Genomic DNA, 19,480 nt, shown 5'->3' on the forward strand with positions numbered 1-19,480 from the left:
GTTAATTACATATCCAGTAAATATGCAAAAACCAGGGGAGCAACTATAGTTGCATCACTTTCTATAATATGTTTTGGAGTATTTATATCCAATTTACCCCAGGTGATCTTTTCATTTGGAACCGCTCCAGAATATGATCCGTAGCTAGTTGTAGAATCTGATATCTGGCAGAAATAGCTCCAGAAAGGAGTATCTGTTCTTTCCATATCCTGGTATAACATTGGTACGACACAAATTGGGAAATCTCCCGCGATACCTCCACCTATCTGGAAAAACCCGATTCCGTTTTGAGAATTATCGGTATACCAGTCGGCAAGGAAGGTCATGTATTCTATCCCAGACTTCATTGTGCTGGCCTTCAATTCGCCTTTTAAAACGTAAGATGCGAAAATGTTTCCTAGGGTACTGTCTTCCCATCCCGGAACTACCATAGGTAGGTTCTTTTCGGCAGCGGCATACATCCATGAATCCTTAAGATCTATTTCGTAATGCTCTTCCATCACCCCGCTTAAAAGCAGTTTGTGAAGGAATTCATGTGGGAAATAGCGTTCTCCGGCTTCTTCAGCATCTTTCCAGATCTTGAATATATGATCCTGAATTCTACGGAATGCTTCTTCTTCAGGAATACAGGTGTCGGTTACACGATTAAGGCCCTTTTCCAGGAGATCCCACTCATCCTGAGCGGTAAGATCCCGGTAATTGGGAACTCTTTTGTAATGTGAATGCGCTACCAGGTTCATCACGTCCTCTTCCAGATTTGCTCCGGTACATGAAACAATATGAACTTTATCCTGACGGATCATTTCAGCGAAAATTTTACCAATTTCTGCCGTACTCATCGCACCTGCAAGGGAAACAAGCATTTTAGAACCGCCTTGAAGCTGTTTTTCGTAGTCTTTAGCTGCATCTACTAATGCAGCTGAATTAAAGTGTAAATAATACTTCTCAATGAATTGAGATATCTGTCCTTTACTCATCGTCGTCTTCTTCGTTATAATCTTGATATTTGAATTTGTAGCTCAACATCTTATAGTAAAGCTTCGCCGCTAGAAAATCTGAAGATTTCTCATCTTTATTCGGGCAAAGTTCTACGATATCGAATCCTACAACATTTTTCTTTTTGAACATCATTTTCAGGAAATCCAGGGTTTCATACCAGAATAATCCTCCTGGTTCCGGAGTTCCTGTAGAAGGCATAATGCTTGGGTCAAATGCATCCAGATCTATCGTAATAAATACGTTAGGCGTCATTTGTCCAATAGCATCTTCCTGCCAGTCTTCATATAGGTCATGAGCAAAATATACCTGGTTTTCATCCATATGGTCTTTCTCTGAAATATCCATAGAACGAATTCCAACCTGTAGAAGGTTAGTGGTTTTGCTAGCTTCATGCAATGCACATGCGTGGTTACATTTAGAGCCTTCATATTCCGGTCTAAGATCGGCATGGGCATCTAACTGCACTACAGTAAGGTCTTCAAAAGACTCGTTAAATGCTCTGATGCTTCCAATAGATACCGAATGCTCGCCGCCAAATAAAGTGACAAACTTATCCTGTTTAATATAGTTCTTGGTGGTCTTGTAAACCGCTTCGACCATTTTTTCAGGAGAAGAATCTTCGGTAACCGGAGGTGCAAGGTAAATACCTTTTCTGTAAACCTCGGTTTGGGTCTCAATGTCGTAAAGCTCCATATTCTCGGAGGCATTTAAAAATGCATCAGGGCCTTTGTCAGCGCCTTTTTGCCAGGTACTGGTACCATCATAGGGCACAGGAATCAATACCACTTTCGCTTCGTCAATACGAGCGTATTTTTCGGGTATCCCGGCATAATTCTTTTTGCTCATGGCTAATTGAATTGATTAGTTAGTTGATTATTAAAGTTATAAGATATTAATTGTTTTTGTCGTAGCCCAGAATACTCAACATATCTTCATGATTCTGTTGCTCACTGAACAAACGAGTGGTTAATTCTCCATTTTCGTCTCTGTCTATCAGGATATGTTTTGGCTGCGGGATCAAGCAGTGTTGTAATCCGCCAAATCCACCAATAGTATCCTGGTATGCTCCCGTATTAAAGAAACCTATATAAAGAGGTTTTTCCTTTTTGAACTTGGGAAGATATATAGCATTCGTATGTTGTTCAGAGTTGTAATAATCATCACTATCGCAAGTTAGCCCTCCTAATAATACTCTTTCGTATTCATCATTCCAGCGATTCACCGCCAGCATCACAAATTTCTTGCTTATAGCCCAGGTGTCTGGCAATGTTGTAATGAAAGATGAATTGATCATATTCCATTTCTCACGGTCATTCTGTTGTTTTTGGTAAAGTACTTCATAGATAGCACCACCGCTTTCACCAACCGTAAAACTTCCAAATTCAGTAAATATATTCGGCACATCCACCCCGGCTTCTTCGCAGGTCATTTTGATCTGATTAACGATCTCATCGACCATGTAAGCATAATCATATTCAAAGTGCAGTGAATTCTTGATAGGGAAACCTCCGCCAATATTAAGACTATCCAGGTGTGGCGCTACTTTTTTAAGCGCGATATATACTTTTAAACATTTATTCAATTCGTTCCAGTAATAAGCCGTGTCACGAATCCCGGTATTAATGAAAAAGTGAAGCATTTTCAATTCTACCTGGTCGTTTTCCTTTATCTGCTTGTTGTAAAATGGAACTATATTCTTATAGCCAATCCCCAGCCTGGAGGTATAGAATTCAAATTTCGGTTCTTCTTCAGAAGCTATACGTATCCCTACCTGGAATTTGTCATTTATTCTTTCTGAAAGAAGGTCTAATTCCTCGTAATTATCGATGATAGGAAGACAGTTCTTATGTCCGCCATTCAACAACCGGCTTATGTTTTCTATGTATTGATCCCTTTTAAAACCATTACAGATCACCCAGCGGTCATCAGAAATTTTCCCTGCTTTCTTTAGTTTTTCTACAATATTGATATCGAAGGCAGATGAAGTCTCAATATGGATATCATTCTTAAGAGCTTCGTTTAGTACATGCTCAAAATGAGAGCTTTTAGTACAATAACAATAATTATAAGTTCCTTTATAATCATGGTTATCAATCGCCGATTTAAACCAGCCCTTGGCTCGATTTATATTCTGAGATATCTTTGGTAAATAGGTGAATTTGAGCGGAGCCCCATATTTTTTCACCAATTCCATAAGGTCTATATCGTGAAATTTTAATTCTGCTCCTTCCAGAGAAAATTCTTCCTGTGGGAAGTAATAAGTTTGGTCAATTAGATCGCTGTACTTAGTATTCAATTTTTGAAAAAGATTTAAGGCTAAAAATTAGAGAATAATTTATAGGGTCAAAAGAATCGACTAATAAATTAATGTTAAGAATGTTTTCCGGGGATTCCGGGGCCGTGAATAAATTCTGCTGGCCCGTTGGATAGATTGCTGAAATTAATTCAGACTGAAAAAAAGAAAATCTGTTCAATTACATAAAAATCGAAGGGAGACAGATTGATACGCCTCGCTTTTTTGACGTGGTAAATGTATTAAAAAAATAGTATGAAAAAATAAAAATTTTATTAGAGCATTCCCAGGTTAATCACCTCTTGCTCAGTAAGATTTCTTGATCTTCCGCGAGAAAGATCTTTCTTGGTAAGACCACCAAAAACAACTCTATCCAGGCTTTCTACTTCGTAACCTAAACTTTTGAAGATACGGGTTACAATATGTTCCTTGATACTTTTAAGTTCGATTCCTATTTCGTTATGAGGCCTGTCATCTATAAAGCTAACATTGGTAATAATTACCTTAGATCCTTCAAGGTATACTCCGTTAGAGATATTTTCAAGATCTTCTTTACTCAAATTCTTGTTAAGAGTAACGTGGTAGATCTGCCTGATACCATTTTTAGGCTTGGCTAGTTTCTTAGCCAGGGTACCGTCATTAGTAAAAAGTAGTAAACCTTTGGCCTGGTTATCCAGTTTTCCCACAGGGCTCACTTTAGAAGTAGTAACCTTGGAGATCAATTCCATCACAGTTCTACCTCCTTTATCAGGATTTCCGGTCACAAAGAATCCAGCTGGTTTATTCAACAGGATATATTCTGGTTTTTCCGGATTCAATCTTCTTCCATCAAAACGTACATCATCCTCCAGCTTTACGCGGTATCCCATTTCGGTAATAGATTTACCGTTTACGGTTACATTACCGGCAGCTATATACATATCGGCATCACGACGGGAACAAACTCCCGAGTTGGCGATGTATTTATTAAGTCGAATTCCTTCGGTATTAGACAATGGACTTTTCTCCATTTTTGGTTTTATTGGCGCATTTCCGCGAGCATGTGACTTTTTCATTGTTCCACCGCCTTGTCTTCCGCTTTGTTTTCCACCTGAAGTTTTACTACCTCTGCTACCAGATGGTCTATTGTTTTTGCCTGAAGATCTGTCGTTCCTGCTCATTGCTAAATTTTTTGCAAAGATACATTATCCGCAATGAGGAAGCCAAGTATTTGAGAAAAGTTTTAGAATGAGCGATTTACCTAGAAAATTCTTTGTAGAACCTCATCAAGGTCAATTAGAAGAATACTAAAAACACCTACCACAATGATCAGTTTCAGGATATTGTGCAATAATAGGTATTGCCATTTTGCTTTACTGAAATAAAGCATCAGCATGAATATAAAAAGAAGTATGAGGGAGACATAGAAGTAATAATTCATGTGTCCAGTTTCAAATCTTGTAATAAGCAGATAAATGGGGATAATGGCTATAACGGCACAAACCGCCAGAAAGAATTTACTCCATTTTTCACCATAGACCAATGGGATAGTGTGGTAATTCTGAACCAGGTCTCCCTGCATGTTTTCCAGATCTTTCACTAATTCTCGCATAACGATCATTAAATACAGGAAGGTAGCGTGAATAAAGATCACCGTTTCAAAATTCTTATAATACACGAAGACTACGAAGAACGGAGTGATGGTAAGAATGGAAGCGACGAGGTTTCCCAGGAAAAGGATCTTCTTAAGCCTGTGTGAGTATAACCAGATAACGAATATATAAATTGAAAAGAAAACTACTGCCCTAAAGCTTACGTAACTGGCAAAAAAGATAGATGCGAAATTCAGTATAAAATAAACAGATAATTTAGTGCGCTGGCTCACGATCCTGTCCAGCATAGTTTTCTTAGGTCGGTTTATAAGGTCTTTTTCGCTGTCGTAAAAGTTATTAATGATATAGCCTGAAGCGATGACACTTGAAGATGCAAGGATCAGGAAGAACAGGTTAGGATCAAAAAAAACTTCCCGGAGGGATTTGGTGCGGGCTAATATAAAGGCTGAGGTAAGGTACTGGGCAATTACAACAACCAGAATATTATAACCTCTTACTACTGAGAAAAGACTGAATATCTTCAGTAATAAGCGCTTGTTAGCTGAAGCCGCCATAAAATTGATTTAGAAGTTATAAACCACCTCTAAATTATAATCTTTCAGGGCTTTTCGAGCTTTATCTATATCTTCTGTAAATCCAAGGATATAACCACCGCCACCAGAACCACAAAGTTTCAGGTAGTAATCGTTGGTTTCGATGCCTTTCTTCCAGAGTTTATGGAATTGAGCCGGGATCATTGGTTTGAAATTATCCAGAACGGTATGCGAAAGTTTCTTCACGTTAGAGAATAAAGATTTCACATCACCTTTCAAAAAATCATCAACGCAGGCATCGGTTTGTTTTACGAACTGATCTTTCAGCATTTTTCTAAAAGGTTCCTGTTTCATGTTTTCCATAAAGATACTCACCATAGGCGCTGTATCTCCCGTGATACCACTATCGAGTAAAAAAACTGCTCCGGTTCCATTCTCAGTTTGAGAAGGAATACCAGCAGGTTCTATATTCTCCTTAGAATTAATAAGGATAGGAATACTTAAATATGAGTTTAATGGATCCAGTCCTGAAGATTTTCCATGGAAGAAAGATTCCATTTCGCCAAAGATCTTTTTGAGCTTCAGTAGTTTATCCCTGGTTAAGTTTTCTAGAACAGTGATCTTATCTTTTGCGTATTTATCGTAAATAGCCGCCACTAAAGCACCACTACTTCCAACTCCGTAACCTTGCGGGATACTGGAATCAAAATACATTCCCTTAGTAATGTCCTCACGGAGATCATCAAGATCGAACTGAACCAGGTCAGGATTATTTTTCTGAAGAGCTTCTAAATATGATGCGAATTTTCTAAGATTTTCATTAGACTTCTTAGACACCTCGCCCAGATCCTCATCCAGTTTAAGAGCGCCATTGTAGAAGTTATAAGGAATAGATAAACCCTTGGAATCCTTAATGATTCCGTACTCTCCAAAGAGAAGGATTTTCGAATAAAATAGAGGTCCTTTCATAGTATTTTCAAATTGACAATGGATAATTGAAAATTGACAATTATTGGGATTTTGAGGTCTTAATAATCTTCGTCAGCAATTTTAAAATTTCACCTATGTCTTCTTTCACTTCATTGTATTCCAGATCACTAATATAGTCAGATTCTTTTAAAAGGTCTAACCAATAGTCAGTTTCATTAGCTTCCTTAAGCGCTATTGAGAGTTTATGAATAAAATCTGCTCTGCTCTCAGCCTGCTCAGACTCCCTGACCATGGCACCTATAGAAGTTCCGGAACGTATTAATTGGCGCGAAAGTACAAACTCTTTCTTTTCGGCAACAATCGATTTGTAAAGCTTAACAATTTTTACGGAGAAGTTGAATCTCTTAGTTCTTATTATATTCTCCTTCATATTGTCAATTATGCATTTTCAATTGTCAATTTTTGTAGCTCCAATGCCAACCTGGTCGCAAATATAATGCCCGTTTTGACAATATACAACTAACTCATTATTAATGAATTCTAAAATTTTAGATTCGTGAATCTCAGGGTATAATACATGCACGTTTGCACCTGCATCTAGCGTGAAACAAACCGGAATTTCAGTTTTTTCTCTGTACTCCCATATTTTATTGATGATCTCCAGAGTATTTGGTTTCATCAGGATAAAATAAGGCAGGCTACTCATCATCATCGCGTGTAGCGTCAAAGCTTCGCTTTCCACGATCTTAATGAAATCCTGAGTGTTGCCAGATTTTAGAACTGAAATCAATTTATCAAGGTTATCATGCGCCTGGGCAAAACGGTTTTCAGCAAATGGATGTCCATGCATTAGGTCATGCCCAACAGTACTGCTTACCTGTTTTTCCCCCTTATCAACCAGCAGAATGGTATCCTTGTAAGTCTTGAATATTTCATGAACATCGTATGGGAACTTCACTCCATATTCATCTGAAGAGCCTTCGATATTTTTATGTTCTCCCCAAACTACCAGTCCGCCTTCCAGGCTTCTGGAAGCACTACCAGAACCAAGTCTGGCCAGAAATGAAGATTTCTGAATAAAATATTCTTCTTCGATCTCCGGGAACAATTGTCTTTCCAGGTCCATAAGACAAACGGCAATGGCACTCATTCCACTGGCAGAAGAAGCAATCCCGCTACTATGCGGAAATGAATTCTCGCTATGGATCTCAAATTTATAATCTTTTAAATATGGACAGTATTCCTCGATTCTCTGGAAGAATTTCTGGATCTTAGGCTTAAAATCCTCCTTAGGTTGTCCTTCAAAAAAGAAGTCGAATTCAAAGGTATTATCTGATGTTTCTTTTTCAGTAAATTTCAGGGTAGTGGTACTCCGGCAATTACCCAGAGTAAAACTGATAGATGGATTTGCCGGAATTTGATTTTCCTTTTTACCCCAGTATTTAACTAAAGCTATATTGCTGGGTGACTGCCAGGTTACTTCACCTGACTTTATTTTTTTAGGCTCTTGTTTAGGGATTAAATCCTTTTGGGTCATCCTCGAAAATTTTTGCCAAAGTTAAACTTTTATAGAAAGGATTCCTGCCCAAACAATCTAAATAAATTCCTATTTTAGTGAATTCAACCGGCCAGTTATGACTAGTAAATTATTCATAAGGAGTTCTTTTGCAGTGGTCATCTGTCTCATTTTCGGTTTTATGGGAACAGTAGCTACACAAACCGGTATTGCCAACTGGTATCCAAACCTCCAAAAGCCCTGGTTTCATATTGAAGAAGATCTATTTAGTTTTATCTGGATCCTGATGTATGTATTAATGGGGGTTGCTGCAGGAATTGTCTGGAGCAAAGGTTTTTACCATAAATGGGTTAAAACCGCTTTATATCATTTTGGATTTCAACTTTTTCTAAACGGATTCTGGTTCCTGCTTTTTTTCGCCCTGGAACAGCCTATGATCGCTTTGCTGGACCTGTTGGTTTTATTTATCGTGATTCTATTTACAATCAGGTGGTTCAGGATCGTGAGCAATACTGCAGCTTATCTGCTGGTTCCATATGCGGTCTGGGTTCTATTCGCCATCGCTCTAAATTTTGAGATCTGGAGGCTTAACTCATAGCTTTTGCTGCTAAGAAGCCACCCGTCCAGGCATTCTGAAAATTAAATCCCCCGGTGATCGCATCTATATCCAGGATCTCTCCGGCAAAATAAAGGTTCTTATGAAGCTTGCTTTCAAAGGTTTTAAAATCCACTTCTTTGAGATCAATCCCGCCAGCTGTTACAAATTCTTCTTTAAAAGTGCTTTTTCCTTTTATTTCAAAAACTGCGGAAGTTAATTGTTGTGATAATTGTATTAACTGTTCTTTATTAAGATCGGCCCATTTAGAATCGGGTTTTATTTTTGACGCTGAAACATTACTTTGCCATAGTCGTTTTGGCAGGTCTAATTGTGCTCTTTTTGCAACTAACTGTTTAGAATTTGAGAATTTCATCTCCTTTAAAACTTCCAGGATCTCCATCTCTGAATAGCCGGGTAGCCAGTTAACACCTATCTTAAAATTATAATTGAGTTCATTTAACTCTCGTGCTCCCCAGGCTGATAATTTTAATATTGCCGGGCCGCTCATTCCCCAATGAGTGATCAATAAAGGGCCGGAACTCTCCAGGTTTTCATTTAAGATCTTTACTTCGGCATCTGAAGCGATCCCAGCAAGGTCTTTAATCCTTTCATCTTTAATGTTGAAAGTGAAAAGGGATGGTACTGCCGGCACTATGGAGTGTCCCATTTTTTCCAGCAGGTTCCATATTTTGGTATTGCTGCCGGTAGCCAGCATTAAATTCCTGGCCTGGAAGCTTCCTGAATTTGTCTCTAAAACCCATAAATCGTCAGGCCTTTTGAATTTCTTTAAACTATGACCTGTCTGAACTTTAATATTCAGTCTTTTACATTCCCGGGTAAAGCAATCGATGATGGTATGGGAGCTATCGGTTACAGGGAACATTCTCCCGTCTTCTTCGGTTTTCAACTCTATGCCTCGCTCTCCGAACCAGGCAATGGTATCACCGGTCATGAACTTATGAAATGGACCACGTAGTTCCTTCTCTCCTCGAGGATATTTTTTAACCAGTTCCGCAGGAATAAACTCGGCGTGAGTGACATTGCAGCGACCACCACCAGAAACACGGACTTTAGTAAGCACTTCTTTCCCGCGTTCAAGAATAAGGATCTTTAGATCTGGATTATTTTCAGCAGCATTAATGGCTGTAAAAAATCCTGCAGCGCCGCCACCAACTATTATAATATCATAAAAATCCAAATCCTGCTTATTTATTGAAAAGCAAAAATAGGTAGATATTATGGGCTGAAGAAAATTAGTTTAAGGCTTAAGGTTCAGGATAGGATTATGCAGTCTGTTTGGGTAGTCAGAAATAATCCCGTCTACACCAAAATCTATCATTCGCCTAATATCCTCACGTTCATTAACTGTCCAGACATTTACCTTAAATCCGTTATCCTGGCTTAATTTGGTATTGTCCCGGGTGATAATTCCCAATGAAGGGTGGATTGCCACAGCATTGAGTCTTTTACCAATTTCAATAGCTTCAGGTATACTGGCTTTGCTCAGTACAGCAATAGGGACTTCGGAATCTAAACTTCGGGTCTCAAATAGTTCATTTTTTTGAAAACTGGAAACGATGAAATCTGAATAGGTCCATTTTCCACTTTCTATTCTCTGTTTGATGATCTTGCTAACCGGCGCTGCCGTATTTAAACCTTTCAGTTCTATATTGATCATGCACTTACCTTCAATAAGATCCAGAACTTCTGTGAGTAAAGGGATTTTGAAGTAACCTTCCACTTTAAGTTTGCTTAATACCTCAGCCGTTCTTTTTGCTATTTCGCCACTGCCATCGGTAGTCCTGTCTAACGTGAAATCATGAATAACCCACAGTTCGCCGCTGGCACATTTATGTACATCAACTTCTATAGCATCCACACCAATTTCTAAAGCTTTCTGAATACTTTCCAGGGTATTCTCGGCTAGATGTCCTTTTGCTCCCCTATGCCCAATTTTTAAAAAATCGCTCATGTTCAAATTTATATAATTAATTCAATTGATCTGTTTTATTAACGCAATCAATCTATAAACGCAATATTGACAAAGGATTATGAATGCTTAACATTTATTTAAATACACAGAGTCGTAAATTAGAATTCTAATCAACCTAAAAACTATGAAACAGTATAATTATTGGTTTATTTCTATTAAAATCAATCATCTTAAAATTCATTAGGAATGGAGAAATGGTTTCAGTTTAAAGAATTAGATCTATTGGCAATAATTATTACTGCTACAGGAATCTATTTAGCGGTAATAATTTTCACCCGAATCGCGGGTAAAAGAAGTTTCTCAAAGATGTCTAGTTTTGATTTTGCCATGACGGTAGCTGTGGGTTCTATGATAGCTACAACCGTGCTGTCTAAAAGCGTGAGTTTATGGAATGGAATTATTGGTCTTGGTGCAGTTTATATTCTACAAATTAGTGTTGCCTTACTACGCCGGTATAAGGTGGTAAAGAAAGTGGTAGATAACTCGCCATTATTACTCATGGATGGTAGAAAAATTCTTCATGAAAACCTTAAAAAAGCCAGGGTTAGCGAAGAAGACTTACGCTCTAAATTGCGGGAAGCGAACGTTATCAGGCTAAAGGAAGTAAGGGCAGTGATATTTGAAGCTACGGGAGATATATCTGTAATGCATACCGAAGATGAAAACGAAGAACTGGAAAACTGGTTAATGGAAGATGTAGATCGTTAAGTGATATGGAGTTTGGATGGGAGCAAATAATAGGTTTAATAGCTGGGATTTGTACTACCATTGCGGTAATTCCACAAATCATTAAATCATGGAAAACTAAAAAAGTGAAAGATGTATCACCTTTTATGTTCACTATTTTATTAATAGGTGTCTTTTTATGGGTGGTTTACGGCATTACTCAAAATGACTTGCCCATTATTGCTACGAATGGGGTTTCCCTGGGATTAAATTCATTCATGATGTATTTAATGCTGAAATACAGGACAAAAAACTAATAAATTAAAATGAATGCACCAAGGGCGAATAGCATGTGTGCGAAGAGTAGTTGAATATAATATTCTTTAAGGGCGATATCTGGAGAATTAGGAGTAAGCATGAACATTAGGTGCCAGCAAATAATAGAAAGTATACCTGCAGAAATTCCATATATAAGAATAGAAGTAAGCGAAATATTAAAGGAGAACGTGATATGGAAAATATAAAATAAGGTCATAAGTATTACGCCAATGGAGAAATGCACAACCCAGCCTAGAATCGAATTATTTGAAGGGTTCATTTCGTAGGTAGACCTGCGAAGGATCATATTCAAGAGCTTTGGTTCTCTGAACTGCTGGGATCTAACTCTTGAAACGATATAACTGAAAGCCGTCATAAGAATAGTGCCCAGAATTGCGGCGAAAATAACCTTAAGTAGTTCCATTTAACAAGTATAGAAGTAAAGTCTAAAGTACTGAAAAAATCAATTATTATGAAAGTGAAATTTAAAGACGCCAAAAAGGCAAGCAGGCAGGGCGTTACGAAGAATGCTAAAATCAGGAAAGATTTTGAAAAGTTTATTTTAAATGAAGATCATCCCTGCATCATGGCTAAAACGGTATTTAGCATGGATCAGGTAGAGTTGAAGTCATATAATGATCTAGGCTCTGAGGCAACCGCAAAAAAGATCATCAGTGATCTGCAGGATTATATTGCATCCTACGATTTTGAATCTAATGATTTTAAAACTTTTTTAGCTGTATTTCCAGATTCCCCTGAATATTCCGAAATTGGTTTTGAAAAAATTTTGTGGAAGCAACTGGAAAATTTGCATAAAGTGGATGAGGTAGCGTGGGATCCCGAGGTGAGTCCAGATCCAGAAAGTGAACATTTTAGCTTTAGTATCGCCGGGAAAGCTTTTTATATTGTAGGTATGCATGCCGGAGCTTCAAGAAAGGCCAGGCAAAGCCCCTACACTGCTATAGCTTTTAATTTACACTGGCAATTTGAAAAACTGCGTGAGATGGGAAGCTATGAAACTGTGCGAAATAGAATTCGAGATCGGGATAAAGAATTACAGGGATCAATTAATCCTGTACTGCAAGATTTTGGAGCAAGCAGTGAAGCAAGACAATATAGTGGGCGAAATGTAGAAAAAGAGTGGAAATGCCCTTTTCATAACCCTAATTAAATTGAATGTACAGACCCAGGAAATATATAAAAGACGATAAGAAGTTCATCTTATCATTTATTGAGGAAAATCCCTTTGCAACCGTAGTGATGAACGGTGAAAGATTACTGGCAACGCATCTACCTGTTCTAATCAAGGGAGATGAGAAAGAATGGATCCTTTATACACATCTAGCGAACCATAATGAACAGGCTGAATTAATAAAAGATGGAGCAGAAGCTCTAATTATTTTTCACGGGGCACATAGTTATGTTTCCTCCTCCTGGTACAGGGAAAAAGATATTAGCACCTGGGATTATTCGGCGGTGCATGTAAACGCAAAGGTAAGGGTGCAAACTCGTGAAGAACTGGAAATATCGCTAGAGAAACTGGTTAAATATTTTGAAAAGGATCAGCAGGAACCACTTTATTACAAAGAAATCCCGAAAAAAATGGTTGATGAGCATTTACCATTAATTACCGGCTTCTGGCTGGAACCTTTTCAGGTTGAAGGTGTGGCCAAGCTGCATCAGGAGCATCCGGAACAGGATGTGAAAACAGTTACAGATAAACTTGAAAATTCAGGGGATTGTATAAAGCAGAAGCTGGCACATGATATTAAAAAGGAACATAAAATTTAAGAATAGATAGTAGATGAACGTTATAGAAAAGCAGAGCGGAGCTGCCTTCAAATTAAAGAATGGGCAGAAGTTAAAAGTAATAGATCCTCAGGGCGAACAGGTGAGTGATATGGTACTTTTCAATGCCGAAGATACCCGGGAAAAGATCTCCAGCGGGAAGACCCTGGATTTTGAAGAGAATATTCTTATTACCAGGGGTGATCATCTATGGAGCAACCGCAGTAACAAAATGATGGAGATTCTGGAAGATACCAATGGCAGGAATGATTTTCTGCTGGCACCATGTAGTCCGGAAACCTTTAAGATCATGTACGGGAATTCAGATTACCATCCCAGTTGTTTTGAAAACCTGTATACGAATCTGGCGAAATTCGATATAGAGCCAGACGATATCCCAACGGCCTTCAATATATTCATGAATGTACAATTCCAGCCAGACGGAAAATTAAGTGTAGATCCACCAATGAGCAAAGCAGGAGATCATGTAATTTTTAAAGCGAAAATGGATCTTATCGTTGGTCTAACGGCCTGTTCCGCTGAAGATAGCAACGGAGGAAGTTTTAAACCAATTCACTATGAGATATTAGATTGATCAATTTTTCTTCCGGTACCTCATATTCAGCATTTCTATAGCTAAAGAGAAGAATACCGCGAAATAGATATATCCTTTTGGTACATGATAATGTGCGCCTTCAACGATAAGCATAACGCCTATAAGTATCAAAAATGAAAGGGCCAGGATCTGTATGGTAGGATGCTTGTTCACGAATTCTCCTACTGGTTTAGCAAAGATCATCATGACAATTATTGCAATTACCACAGCGATAATCATTAGAATGATCTCATCTGTAAGTCCTACAGCTGTTAAAATTGAATCAAAAGAGAAAACCAGATCCAGTAAAACGATCTGAATAATTGCCTTTGTAAAACTAATAGTTTTAGACTTTTTGCCATTTTCAGCATCACCTTCCTGACCTTCAACTTTATGATGAATTTCCAAAGTACTTTTTACCAGGAGAAAGACACCACCGGCGATAAGAATAATATCCCGCCAGCTAAGCTCAAAATCCAGCAAAGTGATAATAGGTTCTTTCAGGCCAATGATCCAGGCGATACTAAGCAATAATAGAACTCTCATGACCAATGCAATGGTCAATCCTCCCAGACGTGCTCTTTTCTGATTTTCTTCAGGAACTCTCCCGGCCACCAGGGAAATAAAAATAATGTTGTCTATTCCCAGGACTATTTCCAGAAATGTTAAAGTCAACAAGGCGACCCAGGTATCGGGCTGTAAAAATAATTCCATAATAAAGAGCTTGGCAAAGGATCAAAATTATAGAAAAATTGTTTGCTTCTAGTTAAATTTAATACAAAGAGAAGGTTGAGAAATTGAAGAAAATTTAATCAAATCCGAATTTTATGCAGATGCCTCCATAGACAGATATCTGGTAAAAATCATAATCTGTGCGCCAGCGGTTTTCCCCGCGCAAATAAACAAAGAACCGGTCGAAATGATATTCTAATCTTGCATTGAATGCCAGCGAAGGATAAGTTTTCCACGGTCTCCTGATGAAGGAAAGTGAAATATCCCCGGCGGGAATTAATCTTTTACCCGGTCTAAGTACAAATCCGGGATTTATCCCCATAGACTCATATTCTATCGCCTGAAAGGTTTCATAATAGGCAAGGATACTAAACCCAACATTTCTATATCCAATACTAAAAGTCCCGTCATAAGAAGCATCATTCACGGTACCGCCAATGGTAGCATTACGCAGGTCTACACCTGTACCGGCAAACCAGTATGTGTCCTCGCGGGTTAGCCAGGACTGTGAGAAAATATGAATGGGAAGCAGCAGAACCGCAATAAGAATTAACCTTTTCATCCAATATAGCGTAATGAGTATTCATTAAGAATACCAACTGCCTTTATTTGAAATTAATCTATGTAAGTGTTTGATCTAAGGTTGCTTATGAAGATACTATTTATCTTTTAAAAAAAAGAATCTCATTAATGTATATTGTATATATTTATTTTACTTCTAAGATTATATGAATTATGGAAATAGCGCTTGTTTTAGGCTTGCTGGTAATAGCCATAGTTCTTTTTGCTAGCGAAAAAATTTCTGTAGATATCATCACCATAGGTTTATTAGTGGTGCTTAGTATCTCCGGAATTCTTACTCCGTCTGAAGCTTTTGCGGGTTTTAGTAGTGATTTTATGATCATACTGGCCTCCATATTTGTAATATCTGGCGCTTTATCTGAAACAGGTTTACTGGATAAACTGGGTTCGAAACTTATAAAAGGTATAAAGAGTAGATCACTTTTTATCGCCTATACTATGCTCATTACGGGTTCATTTTCAGCATTCATGAATAACACTACGGTTACTGCCCTGGTTACGGGTCCTGTGGTAGGGATGAGTAGAAAGTTAAAGATAAGTCCTTCCAAGGTTCTTATCCCGGTGGCCTATTCATCTATCCTGGGAGGCACCTGCACGCTTATTGGGACTTCTACAAATGTCGCGGTAAGCGGATATATTGCCAGTGTGGGTTTAGAACCTCTGCATTTTTTTGAGATCTTCTGGATTGGTTTGATCCTATCTGTAATTGGGATCATTTTTATGCTCATCTTCTGGAAAAGATTGCTTCCAGATCGTGCAGAAGGTGCTTTTATTGAAGAGTATAAGATCAAACAATACCTCTCTGAAGTTATAATTTCAGAAAAATCGAATCTTATCGGGGAATATGCCTTTAAATCTCAACTCGCAAAATGGAACGTAAAGATCATTAAGATCATCAGGAATAAGGAAGAGATAATTCCAGGTAATCTAACCAAGCTGCAGGCAAAGGATCTTTTATTGGTAGAATGTAAAGTAGACGACCTTATTAAGGTCAAGGAATATACCGGGTTGGAGGTGCATGCAGATACCATTACCAACAAAGAAATACAAAGCGACAAGATAAGGTTGATGGAAGTGCTTATTACCCCGGGATCACCTCTTTTAAATCGAAGCCTTCAGGATACACGTTTCCGGCAGAATTATGATCTCGTCGTTCTGGCTATCCATAGATTTAATGGCATGGTATCTCAAAAAATTGGAAGTCTTAATCTAAAAATAGGGGACGTTCTGTTGGTACAGGGAACCGAGGAGGCAACCAATGCGATAAGGAATTCTACAGAATTTTCGGTGATGGGAGATTTCAGGGTGAATATGTTCAAGGAGAGAAAAGGGATCTTTGCGGCAGGTATTTTTCTGCTGGCGATCATCGCGGGTTCTCTGGAATGGGTTCCGCTTTCTATCGCTTTTCTTACGGCTGCGCTGGTTACGGTGATCGTGGGAGCATTGAGTGTAGAGCGGGCTTATGAGACCATGAACTGGAAACTGCTTATTCTTATTGGAGGGATGAGTGCATTTGGTACGGCCATGCATAACTCCGGCGCTTCAGAATTCCTGGCTAATAGTATCATAGGTATACTTGGCGGTTTGGGAACTACCTGGGTGCTCACAGGTTTCGTTATCCTGGTGATCCTGCTAACTCAACCCATGTCTAACGCTGCAGCAGCACTGGTAATCTTACCGGTGGCTATGGATGCTGCGGAAATATTACAGGCAGACCCCCGCAGTTTTGCCATCGCCATTATGCTGGGTGCCTCAGTTTCCCTTATTACCCCTTTTGAACCTTCCTGTATTCTGGTTTACGGGCCTGGGAAGTATAAATTCATGGATTTTATAAAAGCGGGTGTTCCTCTAACGATCATTCTTTTGGTGATCATAATGATATTAGTGCCAATTTTCTGGCCTTTATAATATATGCGTTTCTATGAAGGAACTTAAGGATCGCGAAAATTTGAGGGACTTCAAAAATTTTATGGGTAACAGTGAACTATCCTGAAGGACTATATTTTAAATTTTAATAATTGAAAATTCATTTATTATCAGGATTTATTCTAGTAATCAGGAATTTGGAAATAATTATTATTTTCCGATAAAAGCATTCATGCCCTATACTAAATTTATCAACCATATTATTTACGATAGATTATGGATTCATAGATAAGTCTATTTTAAAATAATTTATCCTTCAAGCCTTTAAAGCCAACCTACCATACTAATGAGCTATTTTTAAGATTGTTAATCATAATAATTCGTTTTACTAGCATTACAACAAATTCCCCAACCAAGGGTGCTAATAAGAATGAAAGAAATTTTAACCCAGACTCTTAATCCATTGAATAATTCTTAATAAAAACTAAAAATTTTAAACTAAATCGTTCATTTTTAGAAAATAATAAAATATTTTAGCTGTCTAACCAGCATTTCTATGAAATACTTTTTTTGGAGCTTCTTCGCTCTTTCTCTCATTTGGAGCAGGGATATTTATGCTCAAAAACATAAGACCCCTCCTGCCGAAGATGTACAGCTTGCCAAAGAATTGAGTGAACTTTTTCCCGATGAATCAGTCGCATATGTTGAAAATTATGACAGGATCAGTTTTGATCTGGATAGGGGAAATGATAAGGTAACGGTTAATCAGGAGACCACTATTTATCTTTTGAACCTTGATAGTCGTGCAGATATTCATCATGCCAGCTTTTATGATGGGGAATCAGAGATCACCAAATTCGAAGTGGAGAGCAAGAATCAGAAAAGAACAGATTACCGTATAAAAGACGAGGCTTATACAAGTGATGAGCTTTTTCATAATGATGTACGGGTTAAGCACGTTTATCTTGATTTTCCGGTAAATGCATTTACCTACGATATAGAGATCGAAAAGGAGATCAGGGATATTAAGTATTTCACCAATATGTATTTTATCGAAGAGTATCCGGCGGCCCAAAGAAAGATCGAGATCGAGATCCCTTCCTGGCTTTACCTTGAACTTCGGGAATTGAACTTTGAGAACTACGATATTAGTAAAACCGTAATTGAAGGTAAGAACGGGACTAAAATTCATACATACGTAATGAAAATGGCAAAGGCGCACCACGAGGATGAAAATGCTCCTGGGCCAAGTCATATCTATCCGCATATAATGATCCTGCCGCAGTCATATACAGATAATGGTGAAGAGAAAAAAATTTTCAAGACGACACAGGATCTATATAACTGGTACAAATCACTGGTAGATGAACTGGAAAATGATAATTCAGATATCATAGATAAGGTTCAGCAATTAACCCGGGATGCGGCTACAGACGAAGATAAGATCAGGAGTATTTATTACTGGATCCAGGATAATATCCGGTATATCGCGTTTGAAGATGGGATTGCCGGTTTTAAACCAGATGAAGCTTCAAACGTATACAATAAGCGCTATGGAGACTGTAAAGGGATGGCGAATCTAACCAAGCAAATGCTGCAAATAGCAGGTTTTGATGCCAGGTTGACCTGGATTGGTACAAAGCGTATCGCTTATGATTATTCCACCCCAAATCTTTCTGTAGATAATCACATGATCTGTACGGTCTATCTTAATGATAAACCGCTTTTTCTAGATGGTACAGAGCACTTCAATTCTATGGGAGAGTTTGCTGATAGAATTCAGGGAAAGCAGGTTCTAATAGAGAATGGCGACCAATTTATCCTTGAAAACATTCCGGTATCGCAGGCAGATTTTAATGCTGAAGAAATTCAGTATGACCTAGAACTTATCGGCGGAAGTCTGCAAGGCGAAGTGAGTAAAAATTTCCAGGGAGAGAGCAGGTCTAGCCTTCTGTCCTATTTCCATTCTTTGAAGAATGACCGTAAAGATGAATTTCTGGAATACTATTTATCTAACGGAAATGGAAACATCAATGTCACTTCTATTGAAACTTCTAACCTGGAAGACCGGGATCTGGATTTAAATGTGAATTATGAGATCACGGTACAAAATGCCGTTTCAGAATTTGATAATGAGATCTATATAGATCTGGATATAGATAAGGAACTGGCGAATTATCATATGAAAGAAAGGGAGACCGATTTTATTTTCAATTTTAAAAAAGATCTGCATTCCACTTTTAAACTGAAAATACCCGATGGCTACAAAGTGAGTCATATTCCGGAGAGCATTTCACTAAAGAATGATGATTTTCAATTATCGGTAAAGTTTGAACAGGAAGAAGGAGCAATAGTTTATAAAAAGGATTTCAGGATCGAAAATGCGAAGGTAGAAACCAAAGATTTTGCTGAATGGAACGGATTCATTGAAAAACTGAACAATGTATATAGCGAACAAATAATCTTAACCAAAGGCTAA

21 protein-coding genes are annotated in these 19,480 nt (G+C 38.1%); 8 read left to right on the forward strand and 13 right to left on the reverse strand.

Annotation, left to right across the window (positions count from 1 at the left end; genetic code table 11):
* Nucleotides 1–5: 5 nt before the first annotated feature.
* From G530_RS0103685 to G530_RS0103725, 8 genes are all read right to left on the reverse strand, one after another.
* Nucleotides 6–977 carry a deoxyhypusine synthase family protein gene (locus G530_RS0103685; RefSeq protein WP_026933245.1) on the reverse strand — a complete coding sequence of 324 codons (972 nt, stop codon included), beginning with the start codon at nt 975–977 and terminating at the stop codon, nt 6–8.
* Nucleotides 970–1,845 (reverse strand): agmatinase, encoded by an 876-nt coding sequence (gene speB / locus G530_RS0103690; RefSeq protein ID WP_026933246.1) that lies wholly within the window; start codon nt 1,843–1,845, stop codon nt 970–972. Before speB ends, G530_RS0103685 begins: the two co-directional genes overlap by 8 nt.
* A gap of 46 nt (nt 1,846–1,891) precedes the next feature.
* Nucleotides 1,892–3,295: an arginine decarboxylase gene (locus tag G530_RS0103695; protein ID WP_026933247.1), complete on the reverse strand. Its 1,404-nt coding sequence runs from the start codon at nt 3,293–3,295 to the stop codon at nt 1,892–1,894.
* Nucleotides 3,296–3,567: 272 nt separating this feature from the next.
* Nucleotides 3,568–4,452 (reverse strand): pseudouridine synthase, encoded by an 885-nt coding sequence (locus G530_RS0103705; protein WP_026933249.1) that lies wholly within the window; start codon nt 4,450–4,452, stop codon nt 3,568–3,570.
* Nucleotides 4,453–4,532: 80 nt separating this feature from the next.
* A complete protein-coding gene (locus tag G530_RS0103710) occupies nt 4,533–5,438 on the reverse strand; it encodes a geranylgeranylglycerol-phosphate geranylgeranyltransferase (protein ID WP_026933250.1) in 906 nt (301 codons plus the stop codon).
* A gap of 9 nt (nt 5,439–5,447) precedes the next feature.
* On the reverse strand, nt 5,448–6,386 hold the full coding sequence (locus G530_RS0103715) for a mevalonate kinase family protein (RefSeq protein ID WP_026933251.1): 939 nt from the start codon (nt 6,384–6,386) through the stop codon (nt 5,448–5,450).
* Nucleotides 6,387–6,426: 40 nt separating this feature from the next.
* Complete coding sequence (locus G530_RS0103720; protein WP_026933252.1) at nt 6,427–6,777, reverse strand: four helix bundle protein; 351 nt, start codon at nt 6,775–6,777, stop codon at nt 6,427–6,429.
* An 18-nt stretch (nt 6,778–6,795) separates the two neighbouring features.
* A complete protein-coding gene (locus G530_RS0103725) occupies nt 6,796–7,884 on the reverse strand; it encodes a diphosphomevalonate decarboxylase (protein ID WP_026933253.1) in 1,089 nt (362 codons plus the stop codon).
* 97 nt (nt 7,885–7,981) lie between these two features.
* Here G530_RS0103725 and G530_RS0103730 point away from each other — a divergent pair, with 97 nt between their 5' ends.
* Nucleotides 7,982–8,461 (forward strand): TspO/MBR family protein, encoded by a 480-nt coding sequence (locus tag G530_RS0103730; RefSeq protein WP_026933254.1) that lies wholly within the window; start codon nt 7,982–7,984, stop codon nt 8,459–8,461.
* Here the strand turns inward: G530_RS0103730 and G530_RS0103735 are convergent.
* Together G530_RS0103735 and G530_RS0103740 are read right to left on the reverse strand one after the other, a co-directional pair.
* Complete coding sequence (locus G530_RS0103735) at nt 8,451–9,659, reverse strand: BaiN/RdsA family NAD(P)/FAD-dependent oxidoreductase (RefSeq protein WP_035715747.1); 1,209 nt, start codon at nt 9,657–9,659, stop codon at nt 8,451–8,453. The two genes, G530_RS0103730 and G530_RS0103735, sit on opposite strands and share 11 nt — an antisense overlap.
* 60 nt (nt 9,660–9,719) lie before the next feature.
* Nucleotides 9,720–10,433: a glycerophosphodiester phosphodiesterase gene (locus tag G530_RS0103740; protein ID WP_026933256.1), complete on the reverse strand. Its 714-nt coding sequence runs from the start codon at nt 10,431–10,433 to the stop codon at nt 9,720–9,722.
* Nucleotides 10,434–10,640: 207 nt separating this feature from the next.
* Between G530_RS0103740 and G530_RS0103745 the strand changes: the two genes are divergently transcribed.
* The gene (locus G530_RS0103745) at nt 10,641–11,162 is read left to right on the forward strand and encodes a DUF421 domain-containing protein (protein WP_026933257.1); all 522 of its coding nucleotides are present in this window, start codon (nt 10,641–10,643) and stop codon (nt 11,160–11,162) included.
* A 5-nt stretch (nt 11,163–11,167) separates the two neighbouring features.
* Nucleotides 11,168–11,437: a SemiSWEET family sugar transporter gene (locus G530_RS0103750; protein WP_026933258.1), complete on the forward strand. Its 270-nt coding sequence runs from the start codon at nt 11,168–11,170 to the stop codon at nt 11,435–11,437.
* Here G530_RS0103750 and G530_RS0103755 read toward each other — a convergent pair.
* On the reverse strand, nt 11,434–11,862 hold the full coding sequence (locus G530_RS0103755) for a hypothetical protein (protein WP_026933259.1): 429 nt from the start codon (nt 11,860–11,862) through the stop codon (nt 11,434–11,436). The two genes, G530_RS0103750 and G530_RS0103755, sit on opposite strands and share 4 nt — an antisense overlap.
* Before the next feature lie 48 nt (nt 11,863–11,910).
* Between G530_RS0103755 and gntA the strand changes: the two genes are divergently transcribed.
* The 3 genes from gntA to G530_RS0103770 are packed head-to-tail and all read left to right on the forward strand — an operon-like array spanning nt 11,911 to nt 13,821.
* The gene (gene gntA / locus G530_RS0103760) at nt 11,911–12,609 is read left to right on the forward strand and encodes a guanitoxin biosynthesis heme-dependent pre-guanitoxin N-hydroxylase GntA (RefSeq protein WP_035715751.1); all 699 of its coding nucleotides are present in this window, start codon (nt 11,911–11,913) and stop codon (nt 12,607–12,609) included.
* A gap of 5 nt (nt 12,610–12,614) precedes the next feature.
* On the forward strand, nt 12,615–13,229 hold the full coding sequence (locus G530_RS0103765) for an FMN-binding negative transcriptional regulator (protein WP_026933261.1): 615 nt from the start codon (nt 12,615–12,617) through the stop codon (nt 13,227–13,229).
* A gap of 13 nt (nt 13,230–13,242) precedes the next feature.
* Complete coding sequence (locus G530_RS0103770) at nt 13,243–13,821, forward strand: DUF1989 domain-containing protein (protein WP_026933262.1); 579 nt, start codon at nt 13,243–13,245, stop codon at nt 13,819–13,821.
* Here the strand turns inward: G530_RS0103770 and G530_RS0103775 are convergent, their stop codons facing one another.
* Both G530_RS0103775 and G530_RS0103780 read right to left on the reverse strand, forming a co-directional pair.
* Nucleotides 13,822–14,535, reverse strand: coding sequence for a TerC family protein (locus tag G530_RS0103775; RefSeq protein WP_026933263.1), 714 nt, complete (start codon nt 14,533–14,535; stop codon nt 13,822–13,824).
* A gap of 94 nt (nt 14,536–14,629) precedes the next feature.
* On the reverse strand, nt 14,630–15,115 hold the full coding sequence (locus tag G530_RS0103780) for a hypothetical protein (RefSeq protein WP_026933264.1): 486 nt from the start codon (nt 15,113–15,115) through the stop codon (nt 14,630–14,632).
* 173 nt (nt 15,116–15,288) lie between these two features.
* On the opposite strand from G530_RS0103780, the gene G530_RS0103785 reads away from it, so the two are divergent.
* Entirely contained in the window at nt 15,289–17,043 is a 1,755-nt protein-coding gene (locus tag G530_RS0103785; protein ID WP_026933265.1) for an SLC13 family permease, read from the forward strand.
* A gap of 514 nt (nt 17,044–17,557) precedes the next feature.
* Nucleotides 17,558–19,480, forward strand: coding sequence for a transglutaminase-like domain-containing protein (locus G530_RS0103790; RefSeq protein WP_026933266.1), 1,923 nt, complete (start codon nt 17,558–17,560; stop codon nt 19,478–19,480).

The organism is Christiangramia echinicola DSM 19838 (assembly GCF_000423065.1).
GTDB classification, from domain to species: Bacteria; Bacteroidota; Bacteroidia; order Flavobacteriales; family Flavobacteriaceae; genus Christiangramia; species Christiangramia echinicola.

Excerpts from the sequence above, each read along its gene's own strand:
- G530_RS0103705 (WP_026933249.1), bottom strand. The coding sequence starts at position 4,452 with ATGAGCAGGAACGACAGATCTTCAGGCAAAAACAATAGACCATCTGGT.
- G530_RS0103685 (WP_026933245.1), bottom strand. The coding sequence starts at position 977 with ATGAGTAAAGGACAGATATCTCAATTCATTGAGAAGTATTATTTACAC.
- G530_RS0103765 (WP_026933261.1), top strand. The coding sequence starts at position 12,615 with ATGTACAGACCCAGGAAATATATAAAAGACGATAAGAAGTTCATCTTA.
- G530_RS0103755 (WP_026933259.1), bottom strand. The coding sequence starts at position 11,862 with ATGGAACTACTTAAGGTTATTTTCGCCGCAATTCTGGGCACTATTCTT.
- G530_RS0103715 (WP_026933251.1), bottom strand. The coding sequence starts at position 6,386 with ATGAAAGGACCTCTATTTTATTCGAAAATCCTTCTCTTTGGAGAGTAC.
- G530_RS0103780 (WP_026933264.1), bottom strand. The coding sequence starts at position 15,115 with ATGAAAAGGTTAATTCTTATTGCGGTTCTGCTGCTTCCCATTCATATT.
- G530_RS0103785 (WP_026933265.1), top strand. The coding sequence starts at position 15,289 with ATGGAAATAGCGCTTGTTTTAGGCTTGCTGGTAATAGCCATAGTTCTT.
- G530_RS0103745 (WP_026933257.1), top strand. The coding sequence starts at position 10,641 with ATGGAGAAATGGTTTCAGTTTAAAGAATTAGATCTATTGGCAATAATT.
- G530_RS0103725 (WP_026933253.1), bottom strand. The coding sequence starts at position 7,884 with ATGACCCAAAAGGATTTAATCCCTAAACAAGAGCCTAAAAAAATAAAG.
- speB (WP_026933246.1), bottom strand. The coding sequence starts at position 1,845 with ATGAGCAAAAAGAATTATGCCGGGATACCCGAAAAATACGCTCGTATT.
- G530_RS0103730 (WP_026933254.1), top strand. The coding sequence starts at position 7,982 with ATGACTAGTAAATTATTCATAAGGAGTTCTTTTGCAGTGGTCATCTGT.
- G530_RS0103720 (WP_026933252.1), bottom strand. The coding sequence starts at position 6,777 with ATGAAGGAGAATATAATAAGAACTAAGAGATTCAACTTCTCCGTAAAA.
- G530_RS0103790 (WP_026933266.1), top strand. The coding sequence starts at position 17,558 with ATGAAATACTTTTTTTGGAGCTTCTTCGCTCTTTCTCTCATTTGGAGC.
- G530_RS0103775 (WP_026933263.1), bottom strand. The coding sequence starts at position 14,535 with ATGGAATTATTTTTACAGCCCGATACCTGGGTCGCCTTGTTGACTTTA.
- G530_RS0103740 (WP_026933256.1), bottom strand. The coding sequence starts at position 10,433 with ATGAGCGATTTTTTAAAAATTGGGCATAGGGGAGCAAAAGGACATCTA.
- G530_RS0103710 (WP_026933250.1), bottom strand. The coding sequence starts at position 5,438 with ATGGCGGCTTCAGCTAACAAGCGCTTATTACTGAAGATATTCAGTCTT.
- G530_RS0103750 (WP_026933258.1), top strand. The coding sequence starts at position 11,168 with ATGGAGTTTGGATGGGAGCAAATAATAGGTTTAATAGCTGGGATTTGT.
- G530_RS0103770 (WP_026933262.1), top strand. The coding sequence starts at position 13,243 with ATGAACGTTATAGAAAAGCAGAGCGGAGCTGCCTTCAAATTAAAGAAT.
- gntA (WP_035715751.1), top strand. The coding sequence starts at position 11,911 with ATGAAAGTGAAATTTAAAGACGCCAAAAAGGCAAGCAGGCAGGGCGTT.